General features: G+C 63.0%; 13 protein-coding genes. 6 read left to right on the top strand and 7 right to left on the bottom strand.

The window, feature by feature from the left end; translation table 11 throughout:
• Positions 1–32: 32 nt before the first annotated feature.
• The 3 genes from OO258_RS14105 to OO258_RS14095 form a co-directional block, all read right to left on the bottom strand.
• Entirely contained in the window at positions 33–1,040 is a 1,008-nt protein-coding gene (locus OO258_RS14105; protein ID WP_266031043.1) for a zinc-binding alcohol dehydrogenase family protein, read from the bottom strand.
• Between the two features lie 153 nt (positions 1,041–1,193).
• Positions 1,194–1,430: a DUF1654 domain-containing protein gene (locus OO258_RS14100; protein ID WP_110743922.1), complete on the bottom strand. Its 237-nt coding sequence runs from the start codon at positions 1,428–1,430 to the stop codon at positions 1,194–1,196.
• A gap of 151 nt (positions 1,431–1,581) precedes the next feature.
• Positions 1,582–2,592, bottom strand: a complete 1,011-nt coding sequence (locus OO258_RS14095; protein ID WP_266031041.1) for a LacI family DNA-binding transcriptional regulator — start codon at positions 2,590–2,592, stop codon at positions 1,582–1,584.
• 139 nt (positions 2,593–2,731) lie between these two features.
• Here OO258_RS14095 and hisD point away from each other — a divergent pair, with 139 nt between their 5' ends.
• The 4 genes from hisD (at position 2,732) to OO258_RS14075 (ending at position 7,299) form a co-directional block, all read left to right on the top strand.
• Positions 2,732–4,045, top strand: coding sequence for a histidinol dehydrogenase (hisD, locus tag OO258_RS14090; RefSeq protein WP_266031039.1), 1,314 nt, complete (start codon positions 2,732–2,734; stop codon positions 4,043–4,045).
• 64 nt (positions 4,046–4,109) lie between these two features.
• The gene (locus OO258_RS14085; protein WP_266031037.1) at positions 4,110–4,865 is read left to right on the top strand and encodes an SDR family NAD(P)-dependent oxidoreductase; all 756 of its coding nucleotides are present in this window, start codon (positions 4,110–4,112) and stop codon (positions 4,863–4,865) included.
• Positions 4,866–4,918: 53 nt separating this feature from the next.
• Complete coding sequence (locus tag OO258_RS14080; protein ID WP_266031035.1) at positions 4,919–6,256, top strand: MFS transporter; 1,338 nt, start codon at positions 4,919–4,921, stop codon at positions 6,254–6,256.
• Positions 6,257–6,291: 35 nt separating this feature from the next.
• Positions 6,292–7,299: an alcohol dehydrogenase catalytic domain-containing protein gene (locus tag OO258_RS14075; protein WP_266031033.1), complete on the top strand. Its 1,008-nt coding sequence runs from the start codon at positions 6,292–6,294 to the stop codon at positions 7,297–7,299.
• Positions 7,300–7,602: 303 nt separating this feature from the next.
• Here the strand turns inward: OO258_RS14075 and OO258_RS14070 are convergent, their stop codons facing one another.
• From OO258_RS14070 to OO258_RS14055, 4 genes are all read right to left on the bottom strand, one after another.
• Positions 7,603–8,592, bottom strand: a complete 990-nt coding sequence (locus tag OO258_RS14070) for an Ldh family oxidoreductase (RefSeq protein WP_266031031.1) — start codon at positions 8,590–8,592, stop codon at positions 7,603–7,605.
• 22 nt (positions 8,593–8,614) lie between these two features.
• On the bottom strand, positions 8,615–9,916 hold the full coding sequence (gene dctA / locus OO258_RS14065; protein WP_266031030.1) for a C4-dicarboxylate transporter DctA: 1,302 nt from the start codon (positions 9,914–9,916) through the stop codon (positions 8,615–8,617).
• Between the two features lie 259 nt (positions 9,917–10,175).
• Entirely contained in the window at positions 10,176–11,345 is a 1,170-nt protein-coding gene (locus OO258_RS14060) for a UxaA family hydrolase (RefSeq protein WP_266031028.1), read from the bottom strand.
• Between the two features lie 2 nt (positions 11,346–11,347).
• Entirely contained in the window at positions 11,348–11,632 is a 285-nt protein-coding gene (locus OO258_RS14055) for a UxaA family hydrolase (protein ID WP_043199623.1), read from the bottom strand.
• Positions 11,633–11,767: 135 nt separating this feature from the next.
• On the opposite strand from OO258_RS14055, the gene OO258_RS14050 reads away from it, so the two are divergent.
• A complete protein-coding gene (locus tag OO258_RS14050) occupies positions 11,768–12,508 on the top strand; it encodes a GntR family transcriptional regulator (RefSeq protein WP_266031025.1) in 741 nt (246 codons plus the stop codon).
• Between the two features lie 136 nt (positions 12,509–12,644).
• Positions 12,645–14,753: a TonB-dependent receptor family protein gene (locus OO258_RS14045; RefSeq protein WP_266031023.1), complete on the top strand. Its 2,109-nt coding sequence runs from the start codon at positions 12,645–12,647 to the stop codon at positions 14,751–14,753.
• Positions 14,754–14,858: the final 105 nt, after the last annotated feature.

Raw genomic sequence — 14,858 nt, 5'->3', positions numbered from 1 at the left:
CGCGCGATCACGCGGGCTTTTTTGAGTATTGATCAAAAACCTTCCAGGACAATCTTGCCTCGGGCCTTGCCGCTTTCGATCAAAGCATGGGCACGTTTGAGGTTGTCGGCGCAAATGCGTCCGAGATGCTCTCCAACAGTCGTTTTCAGCACCCCTTCATCGACCAGTTGCGAGACCCGTTCGAGAAGCTGGTGCTGCTTGACCATGTCGTCGGTTTTGTACAGCGAGCGGGTGAACATGAGCTCCCAGTGCAATGACAGCGATTTGCGCTTGAGTGGCATGACATCCAACTGCGCCGGGTCATCGATCAGCGCGAGCTTGCCTTGTGGGCGAAGCACTTCCACCAACTGCGGCAAGTAGGTGTCGGTGTGGGTCAGGCTGATCACGTAATCGACAGGCGTCAGCGCGAGCTCTTCGAGCTGAAGCGGGATCGACTCAGAGTGATCGATCACATGATGGGCGCCCAGCGCTTTCACCCAGGTTTGCGTCTCGGGCCTTGACGCGGTGCCTATGACGGTAAGCTGCGTCAACTGCCTTGCCAGTTGTACCAGGATCGAGCCCACCCCACCCGCAGCCCCGATGACGAGAAGGCTTTGGCCTGCGCCGCCATTTTCTGCTATTGCCAAACGGTCGAACAGCAATTCCCATGCAGTGATGGAGGTGAGTGGCAAAGCGGCAGCCCCGGCATTGTCCAGGCTGCGAGGCTTGTGGCCGACGATGCGCTCGTCCACCACATGGAGTTCGCTGTAGCTGCCAGGTCGGTCGATGGCTCCGGCGTAGAACACCTCGTCCCCAGGCCTGAAAAGCGTTACCTCCGAGCCCGTCTCGCGGACAACACCGACAGCATCCCAGCCAAGAACCTGCGGTTGCTCACCACCACGGCTGGCCCGGATTTTCGTGTCGACCGGGTTGACGGCAATAGCCCGGACTTCGACGAGCAGATCACGGGCGCCGAGGATTGGCTGCGGGAGTTCCGCGTCATACAGAGACTGGGCGTGCTGGATAGGTAACCCGGGTTGGGAGTAAACGATAGCCTTCATGGCACTACCTCTATCTGATTCGAAAGTGGGCCTAGGCTATTCGCTTCTATTCACTCGAAAAACAGCCTCAAAGCAGTAAGACTTTGTCGCTTGAAGTGAAAGTCGAGGCAGTGCACGGATGCCACTGGCAGACCGGCGACTGCGCATGCGTGGTCAGTCTTCCTTTGGCACGGTCCAGAAAATCTGCACGCCGCCATCGTCACGGTGGGCGAGGGTGACATTGTCGTTCTCGGCGATTTCTTCGAGCAAGGTTTCCCAATCGTCCGGGCTTTCCTGTTCCAGGCGGAAGATCAGCGCCGCGCGGCTGCGCTGGGCGGTGGGGCTGTTGATGATCTTCTGGATGCGTACACCCAGCTGTTCATAGCTGCTCGGGGTGGCGGTGCTGGACACAGGAATTTCCTTGTTGTGCTGTATGTGCGTACAGTATTTGAGTGTAAGTAATTTCGCAACAGCTTGTCAGGTGAAAGCTGCGCTCAGGCCTGCGTGGAGCCATGCGCGGTTGTGTCCAGCGTACGCCACCGCTTACACCGGCGAAGCGCCGTCACCCAGGCTGCGGCGGTGCAGTGGTGCCGCGCACGACCAGTTCGATCGGCAGGCATTCGCTTTGCGGCGGTTGCCCGCTGCGGATCCATTGCAACAAAGTCTCTGCTGCCCGCTGGCCCAGCTCGTAGGTGGGCAACAGCACCGTCGTGACACCCGGGGTGACCTGCGCAGTAAGCGGCAGGTTGTCACAACCGACGATGGACAGTTCGGCCGGCACGTTCAAGCCCAGCGCCTGAGCTTCGAACAGGCAGCCTACGCTGAGCACGTCATTGCCGCAGAACACCGCTGTTGGCCGTTCGTTCAACCGCAGCAACTGGTTGAGCCCGGCACGGCCGCCTTCAAATCCGAACGGTTGCTCGACGATAGTGGCGTCTGGCAGCGCGCAACCAGCGCCGGCCAGGGTCTCACGAAAGCCGGCCAGGCGCGCCCGCGCCCGGTCGTTATGGCGGAAGAAGCCAGAGATGACGCCCATGCGCCGATGCCCCAGGCGCAGCAGGTGTTCAGCGGCCAGCTGGCCGATGCGGTAGTTGTCGAATGCCAGCGACGGCTGGGTAGGGTGGCTGGCCCAGGTCACCAGCAGCCGCACATCGTGCGCCCGCACCATTTCCCATACCTGCGGCGAATGTTCGGCGCCTACCAGTACCAGGCCATCGATGGCCTGGCCTAGCAGGGCGCGCACCAGTTCCAGTTCGGCACTGGGGTTGTACTCGTGGGTGGCCAGCAGCAGCTGGTAGCCGTGGTTGGCCAACGTGGTCTGCAGGCCTTGCACGGCGCGGGCGAAAATCGCGTTGTCGAGCGTCGGCATGATTGCGCCAATGGTGCGCGCACGCCCCGACGCCAGCGCCCGGGCCGAGCCGTCGGGCAGGTAGCCAAGGCGCTCGATAGCCTGCTGGATCTTGTCCCGGGTGTCGGCGCGCACCAGCTGCGGGTTGGACAACGCACGGGACACTGTGGCGGGGGACACCCCGGCCAGGGCGGCTACATCATGCAAGCGTGGACGTGAAGTCATGGCGGTCTGGCATCGGAGCGGTTCCTGACAATACAACCATTCGGCACTTTTTTCCCAGCATTCTTGACCTGCTTCCGGTGGCGACTACTTTGAATGAAAGCGCTTTCATTTCTTTGCATGAAAACTTGCCGGAGACGCCATGACCATCACCTACCTCAAGCAGGCCAGCAAAACCGCCGACTCCAACACCGCCGAAGCACAGCGCGTGGTCACTGACATGCTCGACGACATCCAGCGCCGTGGCGAGGACGCTGTGCGCGACTATGCACGCACGCTGGACAAGTGGCAGGGCGATATCGTGCTCAGTGACGCCGAGATCGACCGACGTACCGCGCAGGTGCCCAAGCGGGTGCGTGACGACATCGATTTCGCTGCGCGCCAGGTATACGAATTCGCCTGCGCCCAGCGCCGCTCCATCGAAGACCTGCAAGTGACCTTGCCATCCGGGGTGATTGCCGGGCAGCGGGTGGTGCCGGTGAACGTGGTGGGATGCTACGCACCGGCCGGGCGTTACGCGCATATCGCCTCGGCCTACATGGGTGTCGCCACGGCCAAGGCGGCCGGGGTAAAGACCATTCTGGCCTGCTCCAGCCCGTTCCTCGGCGAGAGCATCCACCCCTACGTGCTGTATGCCTTCAAGTCGGCCGGTGCTGACGTGATCATGACCCTTGGCGGGGTGCAGGCCATCGCCACAATGGCCTATGGCCTGTTCAGCGGCAAGCCGGCCGATGTGGTGGTGGGGCCTGGCAACAAGTTCGTTGCCGAGGCCAAGCGCAGCTTGTTCGGGAAGGTGGGCATCGATGTATTCGCCGGGCCGTCGGAAGTGGCGGTCATCGCCGATGACAGTGCCGATGCGGCGATTGTGGCCAGTGACCTGGTGGGCCAGGCCGAGCATGGCCACGAGTCGCCGGCCTGGTTGTTCACCACCTCGCGCAGCCTGGCCCAAGCGGTGATGGCCAAGGTCCCGCAGCTGATCGAAGCACTGCCGCCGGTAGCCCGCGATGCCGCTTTCTGCGCCTGGCGCGACTATGGCGAAGTGATTGTGTGCGACAGCCGCGAGGAGGTGGTGGAGGTGTCCGATCGCTATGCCAGCGAGCATCTGGAAGTGCACGCGCACGACCTGGGCTGGTGGCTGGACAACCTGACCTGCTACGGCTCGCTGTTCCTCGGTGAAGAAACCACCGTGGCTTTCGGCGACAAATGCAGCGGGCCGAACCATGTGCTGCCGACCAAGGGCGCGGCCCGCTACTCTGGAGGGCTGTCGGTGCACAAGTTCCTCAAGACCCTGACTTGGCAGCGCATGCCCCGCGAGGCGGTGCGCCAGATCGGCCAGGTGACCGCGCGCATCTCCCGCCTGGAAGGCATGGAGGCCCACGCCCGCACGGCCGATGACCGGCTGGCCAAGTACTTCCCCGACGAGCGCTTCGACTGCGGTGAGCCTGTGACCCGTTGAGGCTATCGAACATGTCTTTGACCCAGACTTGCCCGGGCGCTGGCCCGGGCGACAGGAGTGTTTCATGAACCCGGCAACACTGTTTGACCTGCACGGCCGGACCGCGCTGGTGACGGGGGGTGGCAGCGGCATTGGTGCCGTGATGGCTGAGGCCCTAGGCGCCGCAGGTGCGCGTGTGGTGTTGATGGCGCGTGGCGAAGCGGCCTTGCAGGAACAGGTCGAGCACTTGCAACAGCAGGACATCGAGGCGAGTTACCGCTGCTGTGACCTGACCTGCGTTGACAGCTTGCAGGCGGCGGCGCGGGCGCTCGGCACGGTGGACATCCTGGTCAACGCCGCAGGGGTCAACCACCGTGAACCGTTCGAGGAGGTGAGCCCGCAAACCTGGGACGAGCAGCTGGCGCTGCACCTGAAAGCGCCGTTCTTCCTGGTACAGGCCCTGGCCCCGGGCATGGCCGAGGCGGGTTGGGGGCGCATCATCAATATCGCCTCGTTGCAATCCAGCCGGGCCTTTGCCGACAGCGCGCCCTATGGCGCCGGCAAGGGCGGCATCGTCCAGCTCACCCGGGCGATTGCCCAGCGTTGGTCGCGCCACGGCATCACCTGCAATGCCATCGGCCCAGGCTTCTTCCCCACCGCCTTGACCGCCCAGGTGTTCGCCGACCAAGGGTTGGCCCAGCGACATGCCGAGCGCACCTGCATCGGGCGCAACGGCCAACTCGAAGACCTGGCCGGTGCCACGTTGTTCTTCGCCAGCAATGCCAGCAGCTATGTCACCGGCCAGACGTTGATGGTCGATGGCGGCTACACCGCCAACTAACCCGGCCCGCCCAGGGGGCGGCCACAACCGGTTCGACCGTGGAGATAACAACAATGACTTCCACTGCGCCTGCCTCATCCAACCTGCGACGTGCCACGATTTCGAGCGTGCTTGGCTCGGTGATCGAATGGTATGACTTTTTCCTTTACGGCGTCGTCGCCGGCCTGGTGTTGAACAAACTGTATTTTCCCGCCGACGATCCGTTGATTTCGGTGTTGCTGTCGTATGGCGTGTTCGCCGTGGGCTTTATCGCAAGGCCGGTGGGCGGCATCGTCTTCGGCCACTTCGGTGACACCCTGGGCCGCAAGAGAATGCTGATCATCACCCTGGCCCTGATGGGTGGGGCGACGGTGGTTATCGGCCTGGTCCCGACCTATGAACAAATCGGTGTGCTGGCGCCGATCCTGCTGCTGGCCTGCCGTGTCCTCCAGGGCATCGGCCTGGGCGGCGAGTGGGGCGGTTCGGTGCTGATGACCTACGAGTCGGCGCCTCCGGCGCGGCGCGGCTTCTACGCCAGCCTGCCGCAGATCGGCATGTCACTGGGCCTGGTGAGCGCCTCGGGAGTGATTGGCCTGCTGTCCTGGCTGCTGACCGACGAGCAGTTCATGAGCTGGGGCTGGCGCTGCGCCTTCCTGTTAAGCGGTGTATTCGTGCTGCTGGGCAGCTACATTCGGACGCATGTCAGCGAAACCCAGGACTTCAAGCAGGCCCGGCCCGAGGCCGCAGTGCAGACACGGCAGCCACTGCCGATCGTGCTCATGCTGCGCCGCTACCCGCGGATGATCTTCGCCTGCATGGGCGCGCGCATGATCGATGGGGTGTTCTTCAATGTGTTCGGCGTCTATTCGCTCAACTACCTTACGCAATCGCTGAACCTGCCGCGCACCAGTGCACTGGTCGGGATCATGCTGAGTGCCTTGCTGATGAGCTGCTTCATCCCGTTCTGGGGGCATGTGGCCGATCGCGTTGGCAAAGCCCGGGTGTATGGCAGCGGGGCGCTGCTGTCGGCACTGTCGGTGTTCCCGGCGTTCTGGGTGATGCACAGTTTCCCGGGGCAGCTGGCGCTGGTGTGGCTGGCGATCATCATACCCTTCGGGGTTTTCCATGCCGCCGTGTTCGGCACCATGTCGTCGCTCTTTTCCGAATGCTTCGACGCCTCGGTGCGCTACACCGGCATTTCGTTCGTGTACCAGGTGGCGGGAGTGTTCGCCGGGGGCATGACGCCGATCATCGCTGCGCTGCTGACTGGCCTGAATGCCGGAAACCCGTGGTTGCTGTGCAGCTATGTGCTGGGTATCGGCCTGCTGAGTGCCTGGTGCGCCCGCTGGATAGGCCGGCACCAGGCCGTGGGCATGGCCGAGCCCGCTTTTGAACCTGCCACGGCGCGTTGATGCGCCGGCTGCAAGCACGATAACAAGGAGATGCCATGAAAGCGCTTGTCTATACCCAGCCGTTGCACATGCAGTTGCAGGAGCGGCCTTACCCCGAGCTACACGACGGGGAAGTGATCATCAAGGTGGCGGCTGCCGGTATCTGCGGTTCGGACCTGCATGCGTACCACGGGCATGATCCGCGGCGCCAGCCGGGCCTGGTGCTGGGCCATGAACTGGCCGGTGTGGTGGCGGAAAGTGCCGCCCCGCGCTTGCAGGCCGGCCAGCGGGTAACGGTGAACCCGCTGATTACCTGTGGCGAATGCGAGTATTGCCGTGGCGGGCGCGATAACCTGTGCGCCAACCGCAGCATGATCGGCATGAGCCGGCCGGGGGCTTTTGCCGAGTACCTGGCGATACCGGCAGCCTCGGTGATTTCCCTTCCTGATGGCCTGTCGCTGGTCCAGGCGGCGATCAGCGAGCCTGCGGCGACCGCGCTGCACGCCATCAACCTGTCCATGCGGGTGTTGGCACGGCCGCTGCCGGAGCTGCGCACCCTGGTGATTGGCGGCGGGGCGGTAGGGCTGCTGGCGGCCTTGCTGCTGCGCAGCTATGGCTGCCGGCGGGTGAGCATGGCCGAGGTCAACCCGCTGCGCCGGGAGTCGGCTCGCGAGCACGCCGGCTGCGAGGCGTTCAACCCGCTGGAAACCCCAGCAGCGGCCAATACCTTCGATTACGTCATCGATGCGGTGGGGGCGAAGGCTACCCGGGATGCTGCATTGGAAGCGGTGAAGCCCGGCGGGGTGATCATGCACATCGGCTTGCAGGACTGGGCCAGTGAGATAGATATGCGCAAGCTGACCCTGGCGGAGGTCTCATTGCTTGGTACGTACACCTACAGCATGGCCGACATGCATGCCACGGTGCGGGCGCTGGAGGAGGGGGCGTTTGGTGAGCTGGGTTGGGTCGAGACGCGAGGAATGAGCGAGGGTGCGCGGGCGTTCAGTGATCTGCATGAACAGCGCACGGCGGCTGGCAAGCTGGTGTTGTTGCCGGATGCCTGACCTTGCTTCGTCTGATTGATGCCGGGGCTGCTGTGCAGCCCTCTCGCGACACGGCCGCGCCCACAGCCTGAGGCCTGTACAGTACGTGGCTTTAGCCTGTAAACCATGTCCCCGGTTTGAAATGTAAACGATGTCTCCGGTTTGTACCCGGGGCAAGCCCGCTCCCACAGATACCCCGCAGGCTTGAGGCTGAAGCAGTACCTGGGCAAACAACTGGCTTGCTCGATTTCTAGAATCTAGCGCAATCCTGTGGAAGCGGGCGTGTCCCGCGAAAGGGGCGCAAAGCACCGTCAGGGTGTCTACTCAAACGCAACTTTGCAACCTGTCCAGCAACGCCTGGGGTACTTCGATGACATCACTATGGACCTGACGCTCACGTATCCGCCGCTGCCCCGGCAACCGCACCCCGGGTTGCTCCAGCATTGCCGCAAACAGTGCCTCGACATGTGCCTGATACCCCACTGCGAAACGCTGCGGGTCCATGAGTAACAGCAAATGCGCTACCCCCGGCGCCTCCCCTTGGGCATCGAAGAACGAACTGGCCTGGAAGCCGAAATGGCTGCCTGTCAGGCCCGCCGTCAGCAGCTCGACCATCAATGCCAGTGCGGCACCCTTGGCATCGCCCATCGGGACCATGCTGCCCGCCAAAGCCGCAGCCGGGTCCGTGGTGTCATTACCTTGGCGATCAATGGCCCAACCCGCCGGGATCGCGGTGCCGGCCTGCCTGGCCAGCATCACCTTGCCGCGGGCAACCTTGGACAGCGACAGGTCGATGACTACCGGGTCGGCATTCAGCCGTGGCGAGGCGAAGGCGACCGGGTTGGTACCGAACAGTGGCGTGTGCCCGCCCCACGGCGCCATCGCGGCCGGTGCGTTGCTCAGTGCCAGTGCCAGCAAGCCCTCGCGTGCCGCCCGCTCCACCGGCTGCCCAGCCACGCCAAAATGGTGCGAACGGCCGATGGCCAGCGCCGCGATACCCAGCTGGCGTGCCGTGGTCATCGCCGGCCCGAGGCCGGCATCGATCGCCGCGAATGCCAGGCCGTGGCGGGCGTCGACCCGTACCAGTGCTCCATCGACCTGCACATCGGGCACAGCCGTTGCGTCGACTTTGCCCGTGGCCATCTGTTCCAGGTAGAACGGCAGGCGCGACAGACCATGGGAGGGCAGGCCTTCGCGCTCGGCCTGCAACAGTGCTTGCGCACAGCTGACTGCCGTGGTGTGTGGCATGCCGGCGGCAAGTAAGGCCCGCATGGCCAGTTCATGGGCCTGGCGAACGCTGATTTGCACAGTCATGGGGGCTCCTTGCAAACTGGCTTCAGGATTTTTTCTGCGAAAGGTTCAGCGGGGGCTGCTCTAGCGTCCGGGAACGCACAGGCGTGGTCAGCTCGGCGCGGGCCTGGGCCAGGTCGAGCTTGCCTTCCCAGCGGGCGATCGCCAGGGTGCCAACCACGTTGCCCATCATGTTGGTCAGCGCGCGCACCTCGTTGAGAATACGGTCGATGCCAAGGATCAGCGTAATCGCCGCCACCGGGATGATGTCATGGCTGGCCAGCGTCGCCGTCAGCACGATCAGTGCCGCACCGGCGACCCCGGCGCCGCCCTTGGAGGTGATCAGCAGAATCACCAGCAGGCTCAGTTGCTGGCCCCATGACAAGTCAATGTTCAATGCCTGGGCGAGGAACAGCGACGACAGGGTCAGGTAGATGGCTGCGCCGTCGAGGTTGAATGAGTAACCGGTTGGCAGTACCAGGCCGACCACTGACTTGTCGCAACCCAGACGTTCCATTTTCTGCATCAGCCGCGGCAGCACCGACTCGGTGGTGGAGGTGCCGAGCACGATCAGCAACTCCTCGCGGAAGTACTTGATCAACGACCAGATGTTCACGCCGCAGGCAAAACTGATCGAGCCGAGGACAATGCCGATGAACAGCAGGCTGGTGACGTACAGGCAGACGATCAGCAAGCCCATCTGCTGCAGGGCACCAATGCCGTACTTGCCGATGGTGAAGGCCATGGCCCCGAAAGCGCCGATCGGTGCCAGCCACATGATCATGCCGACGATGCGCATCAGCGTTTCGCCAAACTGCTCGATCACTCGCGCGGCCAGGCGGCTGCGCCTGGACATGCCGGACAGCGCCACGCCGAACAGTACCGAGAACAGCAGCACCTGCAGCAAGTTGCCGCTGGCGAACGCCCCGACCACCGAATTGGGAATCAGCTGAGTCAGCAGGCTGGACGATTCCTGAGCATGTACCTGGTCCAGGTACTCCGACATGGCGCCACCGTCGAGGCTGGCAGGGTCGATGTTCATACCGGCACCGGGCTGAACCAGGTTGGCGATGACCATGCCCAGCAGCAGCGCCAGGGTGGTCACGATCTCGAAGTACATGAAGGTCTTGAAGCCGACCTTGCCCAGTTCCTTGAGGCTTTCCATGCGGGCGATACCGATGGCAACGGTGCAGAAAATCACCAGGGTGATGAGCATCTTGATCAGGCGGATGAAGGTATCGCCCAAAGGTTTCATCTCCACCCCCAGTGCGGGCCAGCAGTAGCCGAGGGCGATGCCGGCGATCAGGCCGATGACCACCTGGACATACAGGTTCTTGAGGATTTTCACGGTTGTTTCTCCATGAGCGGATACCCCACGCCAATCACGCTGATCAGGGCAGGGGAGCAGGTTCGGTTCGTGGGCGTGACACGCGGCGGTCAGGACGATCGTCGGCGCTGCATGGGCTTGGGGAGAAACAACGCTGGGGATGCAGGGGCAGGGCAGAGCGGTTTCATGAAGGTCTCCATTTATGGTTGTTGTGAGACGTACTTCTTGAACGCAGGCAGGGAAGCGCGCCGTTGCCCTTGGCAGGCAACGGCGCGGCAGGTCAGGCGCTTTCGAACAGGCGGGTCAGCACGAACTCGCGGTGCCCCAGTGCTTCGGCGGCCGTGTAGCGGCCGTTGGCGGTGCGCATCAGCATGTCGAGCAAGCGGTCGCCGGCATCGTCCATGTTGATTTCGCGTCGCAGCAGGCCGGAAACATCCACGTCGATGTGCTCACCCATGGTACGGAAGGTGCGCGGGTTGGCGCAGATCTTGATCACCGGCAGGATCGGGTTGCCGATGACGTTGCCCTGGCCGGTGGGGAAAAAGTGCGCCACATACCCGGAGGCTGCGCACAGAGTGACCATTTCGGCGGCGGCAGATGATGAGTCCATGAACCATAGCCCCGGCCCGGTGGGCGCCTCGGCCTTGTCCAGCACACCATCCACCCGGCATTTGCGGCCAATCTTCTGGATGTTGCCCAGGGCCTTTTCCTCGATGGTGGTCAGGCCGCCTTCGATGTTGCCCTTGGTCGGCTGCGACTCAGACAGGTCACTGGTTTTCCAGCGGTCGATCATGGCGCTGTAGCGGTCGAACATGAACTGGAACCGCTCGCGTACTGCCGGGGTGCTGCAGCGCTCGGCCACCAGGTGTTCACCACCGGTCAGCTCGGAGGTTTCCCCGAAAACCAGGGTGCAGCCTTGTGCATACAGCTTGTCGAAGGCGTTGCCGACAGTGGGGTTGGCGCCGCAGCCGGAGGTGGTATCGGACTCGCCGCACTTGGTCGACACCCACAACTCGCTGATGTCGCATTCTTCGCGTCGCAGCTCGGTGGCGTACTGCACGAACTCACGGGCTTTGCGGGAGGCGGCGCAGATGGTGTTGTGGTCGCCGTTCTGTTCGATCCAGAAGCCTTCGGCCGGCTTGCCGCTGGCACGGATGCCTTCGACCACCCGCCGGGTCCAGCCGGGTTCGATACCGATCACCACCACCGCTGCCACGTTGGGGTTGCAGCCCGTGCCGATCAGGGTGCGGAAGTGCAGCTCTAGGTCCTCGCCGAATTGCAGACGGCCATATGGATGTGGCAGCCCGAGGGTGCCCTTGATGTTGTTGGCCACGGCTTCGGCAGCCGCATTGGAGATATCGTCCACCGGCAGGATGATCACGTGGTTGCGAATGCCCACGCGGCCATTGTCGCGGCGGTAGCCCAGGAAAGTGCGCCCATTGGATTGCATGCTTACCACCTCTTGGTCTTGACGTTGTGAACGTGCAGGTGCTCGCCTTCACGGATGGGTTTGATCACCCGGCCGATGTCGACGCCGTACTTGATCACCGTATCGCCTTCCTGCAGGTCACGGATGGCCAGCTTGTGGCCGATCGGGATGGCGTCGCGTACCACGAATTCCAGGGTCTGGTCCTGGTCCATGACCCAGCCTGTCAACTTCTGGCCCGCCTGCACGCCTTCGACTACTACGACGCCGACGGCGTCATCAGCATCGTGGACGACAAAATCAATGCTCATTGTTGTTCTCCTGTGACGGACATTCATATGCCGTAAGTCATGTATAGGACATGGGTTATAGGATAGTCAAGGTGAGTTGTTTTTTTCTCGTCCGGGTTATACTTGGGCAACACCCGCCAGTGATGACCGATGACCATGAACGAAGCACTGCAAAACCCGCAGAAGGCCCCGACCTTCCAGCCGCTGTACATGCAGATCAAGGACTTGCTGATGGAGCGCATCAATTCGGGGGAGTGGTCGCCTGGCACGTTCATTCCAAGTGAGGCGGCACTGGCGACCACTTACCAGGTCAGCGTCGGCACCTTGCGCAAGGCCCTCAATGAGCTGGTGGCCGAGAATGTCGTAGTGCGCCAGCAGGGCAAGGGCACATCGGTTGCCACCCATGATGGTGACCATGCCTTGTTCCGCTTCTTCAACATCTGCCGCCCGGACGGCGAACGCTGCCTGCCGGTGTCAATGGTGCTCGGTCGCAAGGTGCGCAAGGCCACTGCACAGGAAGCACAGGAGCTGGGGCTGGCAACAGGCGGCAAGGTGATCCACATTTCGCGCACGCGCGAACTGGACGGCAAGCCGGTCATCTACGAGGACATCATCCTCTGTGCCGACCGCTTCATTGGCCTCGAGCGGCAGCCCGAGGTGTTGCCCAACACCCTGTACCGGTTGTACCAGCAGCGCTTTGGCGCGACGGTCGCCCATGCCCAGGAGCGGATCTTTGCCATCAGCGCCGATGCCAGCCAGGCGCAGGCGCTGGGTATCGCAACTGGGGCGCCGCTGCTGCAGATCGTGCGTACCGCCCTGGATTACCAGGGCAGGGCGATCGAAAAGCGGGTGTCTGTGGTCAGCACTCAAGGGCATTGCTACATCAATAGAATTTAGTGCCCGTCCCCGGCAAGCCGGGCGCCCAAGGGTGCAGCGCAGCTGAGAAGTTTCGCGCTGTACGTGTGGGCGCCTGACCTGCCGACGACGAGCTGCGAAGCGGCCCTGAAGGCTGCTGGGTTTATGGAAGTTTTGAATGTATCCGCTTGTTTTACGCATACCCGCCCATTGTGGGCGGTTGGTTTTTCTGACATTGGGCATCAGTGCCCCATGCCATGCCGCTGCCGAGGGTTCCAATGCACTGTTGATCGACCCAGTGGTAGTCACCGGCGTCTACGCGCCTACCAGCTCCTTCGACCTGCCGTTTTCGGTCGACACCGTCGACCTGTCCCGTGGCACCGATGGCCAGCTTGGCGTCAACCTGTCGGAAGTGCTGACCAAGGTGCCAGGGCTGGTGGTGCAAAACCGCCAGAACTATGCCCAGGACCTGCAGGTTTCCTCGCGAGGTTATGGCGCACGCTCGGCATTCGGTGTGCGCGGCATCAAGCTGATCAGTGATGGCATCCCGGCCAGTACCCCCGACGGCCAAGGGCAGGCGGCTACGCTGAACCTGGACGTGGCCGAGCGCATCGAAGTGTTGCGCGGCCCGGCCGCCACGCTTTATGGCAGCAACGCTGGCGGGGTGGTCCAGATGTTCAGCCGCGATGGCCAGGGCCCAGCCCGTGTGGGGGCCGAAACCACGTTCGGCAGCGACGGCTTCAACAAGAACCACCTGTCCGCCGAGGGCGGCAACGACGCTGCCGGGTTCGTGCTGGATGGCTCGCGCATGGACACCGATGGCTACCGCGACCACAGTGCCGCGCGCCGTGACCAGACCTTCGCCAAGGTCAACTTCAAGCCTGATGACGATTCGCGCATGGCGCTGATCTACAGCAGCCTTGAGCAGAACAACACCCAGGACCCGCTAGGGCAGACCTGGGAGGCCTACAAGCACGACCCGCGTTCCACCGCCGCAGCGGCGCAAACCTACAACACGCGCAAAAGCATCGACCACCAGCAGGTGGGCATGAACTACGAGCGCTACTTCGGCGACGCTACCTTGCAGTTCAACCTGTACGCGGGGCAACGCAGCGTCGTGCAGTATCTGTCCATTCCAAGGTCGGTGGCCTCCAACAGCCAGCGTGGCGGCGGCGTGGTCGACTTCGACCGTGAGTTCCATGGCGGCACCCTGCGCTGGATCCAGCCGGTTGCCAATGTGCCCGGCGACCTGACCTTCACTGTGGGCGCCGATTATGACCAGAGCAAGGACGACCGCCGCGGCTACCAGAACTTCAGCGGTGGCCAGCTGGGCGTGAAAGGCGAACTGCGGCGTGACGAGCAGGACACCGCCACCAGCCTGGACCCCTACCTGCAGGCGCATTGGGAAATCGGCAACTGGACCAGCGAACTGGGGCTGCGCTACAGCACCATGAACATGCGCGTCGATGACCATTACCTGGTAAACGGCGATTCCAGCGGCTCGAAAAAGTATCAGCAGGCCACGCCTTCGCTGTCGGTGATGTACGCGTTCACGCCAGACCTGCGTGGCTACGTTAGCGTTGGCAAGGGCTTCGAGACGCCCACCCAGGCCGAGATGGCCTACGCACCGGGTGAAGTCGAAAGCTTCAACTTCGGGCTCAAGCCGGCTACCAGCCTGCAGTATGAAATGGGTGTGAAGTATCGGCTGAGCGAACGTACGCGGCTGAATGCGGCGCTGTATGAGATTCATACCGATGACGAAATCGTCGTGGCCAGCGCTACCGATGGCCGCACCAGCTACCGCAATGCGGGGCGTACCCTACGGCGAGGCTTCGAGGCCAGCCTGCAGAGCGACTTGAATGAGCAGTGGCAGGCTACCGTGGTGTACACCCGCACCGATGCACGCTACGCCGAGGATGTCAGCCAGGCCATCCAAAGTGGCAACCGGCTGCCAGGTGTGCCGCTGGACAACCTTTACGGCGAGCTGGTGTGGAGGCCTGTTGCGTCGGTCAGCATGGGGGTTGAAGGGCAGTACCGCAGCAAGGTGTATGTGGACGACAGCAACGACGCCAAGGCAGCACCGGCATACGCGGTGTTCAACTGGCGTACACGCTTTGAACAGCATGTGGGGGCATGGACGTTCCACCAGCTGGTGCGGCTGGACAACCTGTTTGACCGGCAATATGTGGGGTCGGTGATTGTCGGGGATAGCAACGGGCGTTACTACGAGGCTGCGCCTGGGCGTTCATGGTATGCGGGGGCCGGGTTGGCGTACCAGTTCAGGTAGCCGCCAACATGCTGGATGCTTTGCCCACACCCAGGTGTCAGCGGCGCAGCTCGCTACCTGGGGGTTAAGGGTTGGCCGGTGCAAAGGGGCACCGGCCAACCCATT

This window comes from Pseudomonas sp. DCB_BI, assembly GCF_026240995.1.
Lineage (GTDB): Bacteria > Pseudomonadota > Gammaproteobacteria > Pseudomonadales > Pseudomonadaceae > Aquipseudomonas.
Note: the sequence above shows the minus strand (reverse complement) of the source record. Positions and strands in the feature narration are given on the sequence as shown.

What these genes read in the sequence shown, in the direction of transcription:
- OO258_RS14105 (WP_266031043.1), bottom strand. Translation starts at nt 1,040, where the DNA reads ATGAAGGCTATCGTTTACTCCCAACCCGGGTTACCTATCCAGCACGCC.
- OO258_RS14095 (WP_266031041.1), bottom strand. Translation starts at nt 2,592, where the DNA reads ATGACTTCACGTCCACGCTTGCATGATGTAGCCGCCCTGGCCGGGGTG.
- hisD (WP_266031039.1), top strand. Translation starts at nt 2,732, where the DNA reads ATGACCATCACCTACCTCAAGCAGGCCAGCAAAACCGCCGACTCCAAC.
- OO258_RS14085 (WP_266031037.1), top strand. Translation starts at nt 4,110, where the DNA reads ATGAACCCGGCAACACTGTTTGACCTGCACGGCCGGACCGCGCTGGTG.
- OO258_RS14080 (WP_266031035.1), top strand. Translation starts at nt 4,919, where the DNA reads ATGACTTCCACTGCGCCTGCCTCATCCAACCTGCGACGTGCCACGATT.
- OO258_RS14075 (WP_266031033.1), top strand. Translation starts at nt 6,292, where the DNA reads ATGAAAGCGCTTGTCTATACCCAGCCGTTGCACATGCAGTTGCAGGAG.
- OO258_RS14070 (WP_266031031.1), bottom strand. Translation starts at nt 8,592, where the DNA reads ATGACTGTGCAAATCAGCGTTCGCCAGGCCCATGAACTGGCCATGCGG.
- OO258_RS14060 (WP_266031028.1), bottom strand. Translation starts at nt 11,345, where the DNA reads ATGCAATCCAATGGGCGCACTTTCCTGGGCTACCGCCGCGACAATGGC.
- OO258_RS14055 (WP_043199623.1), bottom strand. Translation starts at nt 11,632, where the DNA reads ATGAGCATTGATTTTGTCGTCCACGATGCTGATGACGCCGTCGGCGTC.
- OO258_RS14050 (WP_266031025.1), top strand. Translation starts at nt 11,768, where the DNA reads ATGAACGAAGCACTGCAAAACCCGCAGAAGGCCCCGACCTTCCAGCCG.
- OO258_RS14045 (WP_266031023.1), top strand. Translation starts at nt 12,645, where the DNA reads ATGTATCCGCTTGTTTTACGCATACCCGCCCATTGTGGGCGGTTGGTT.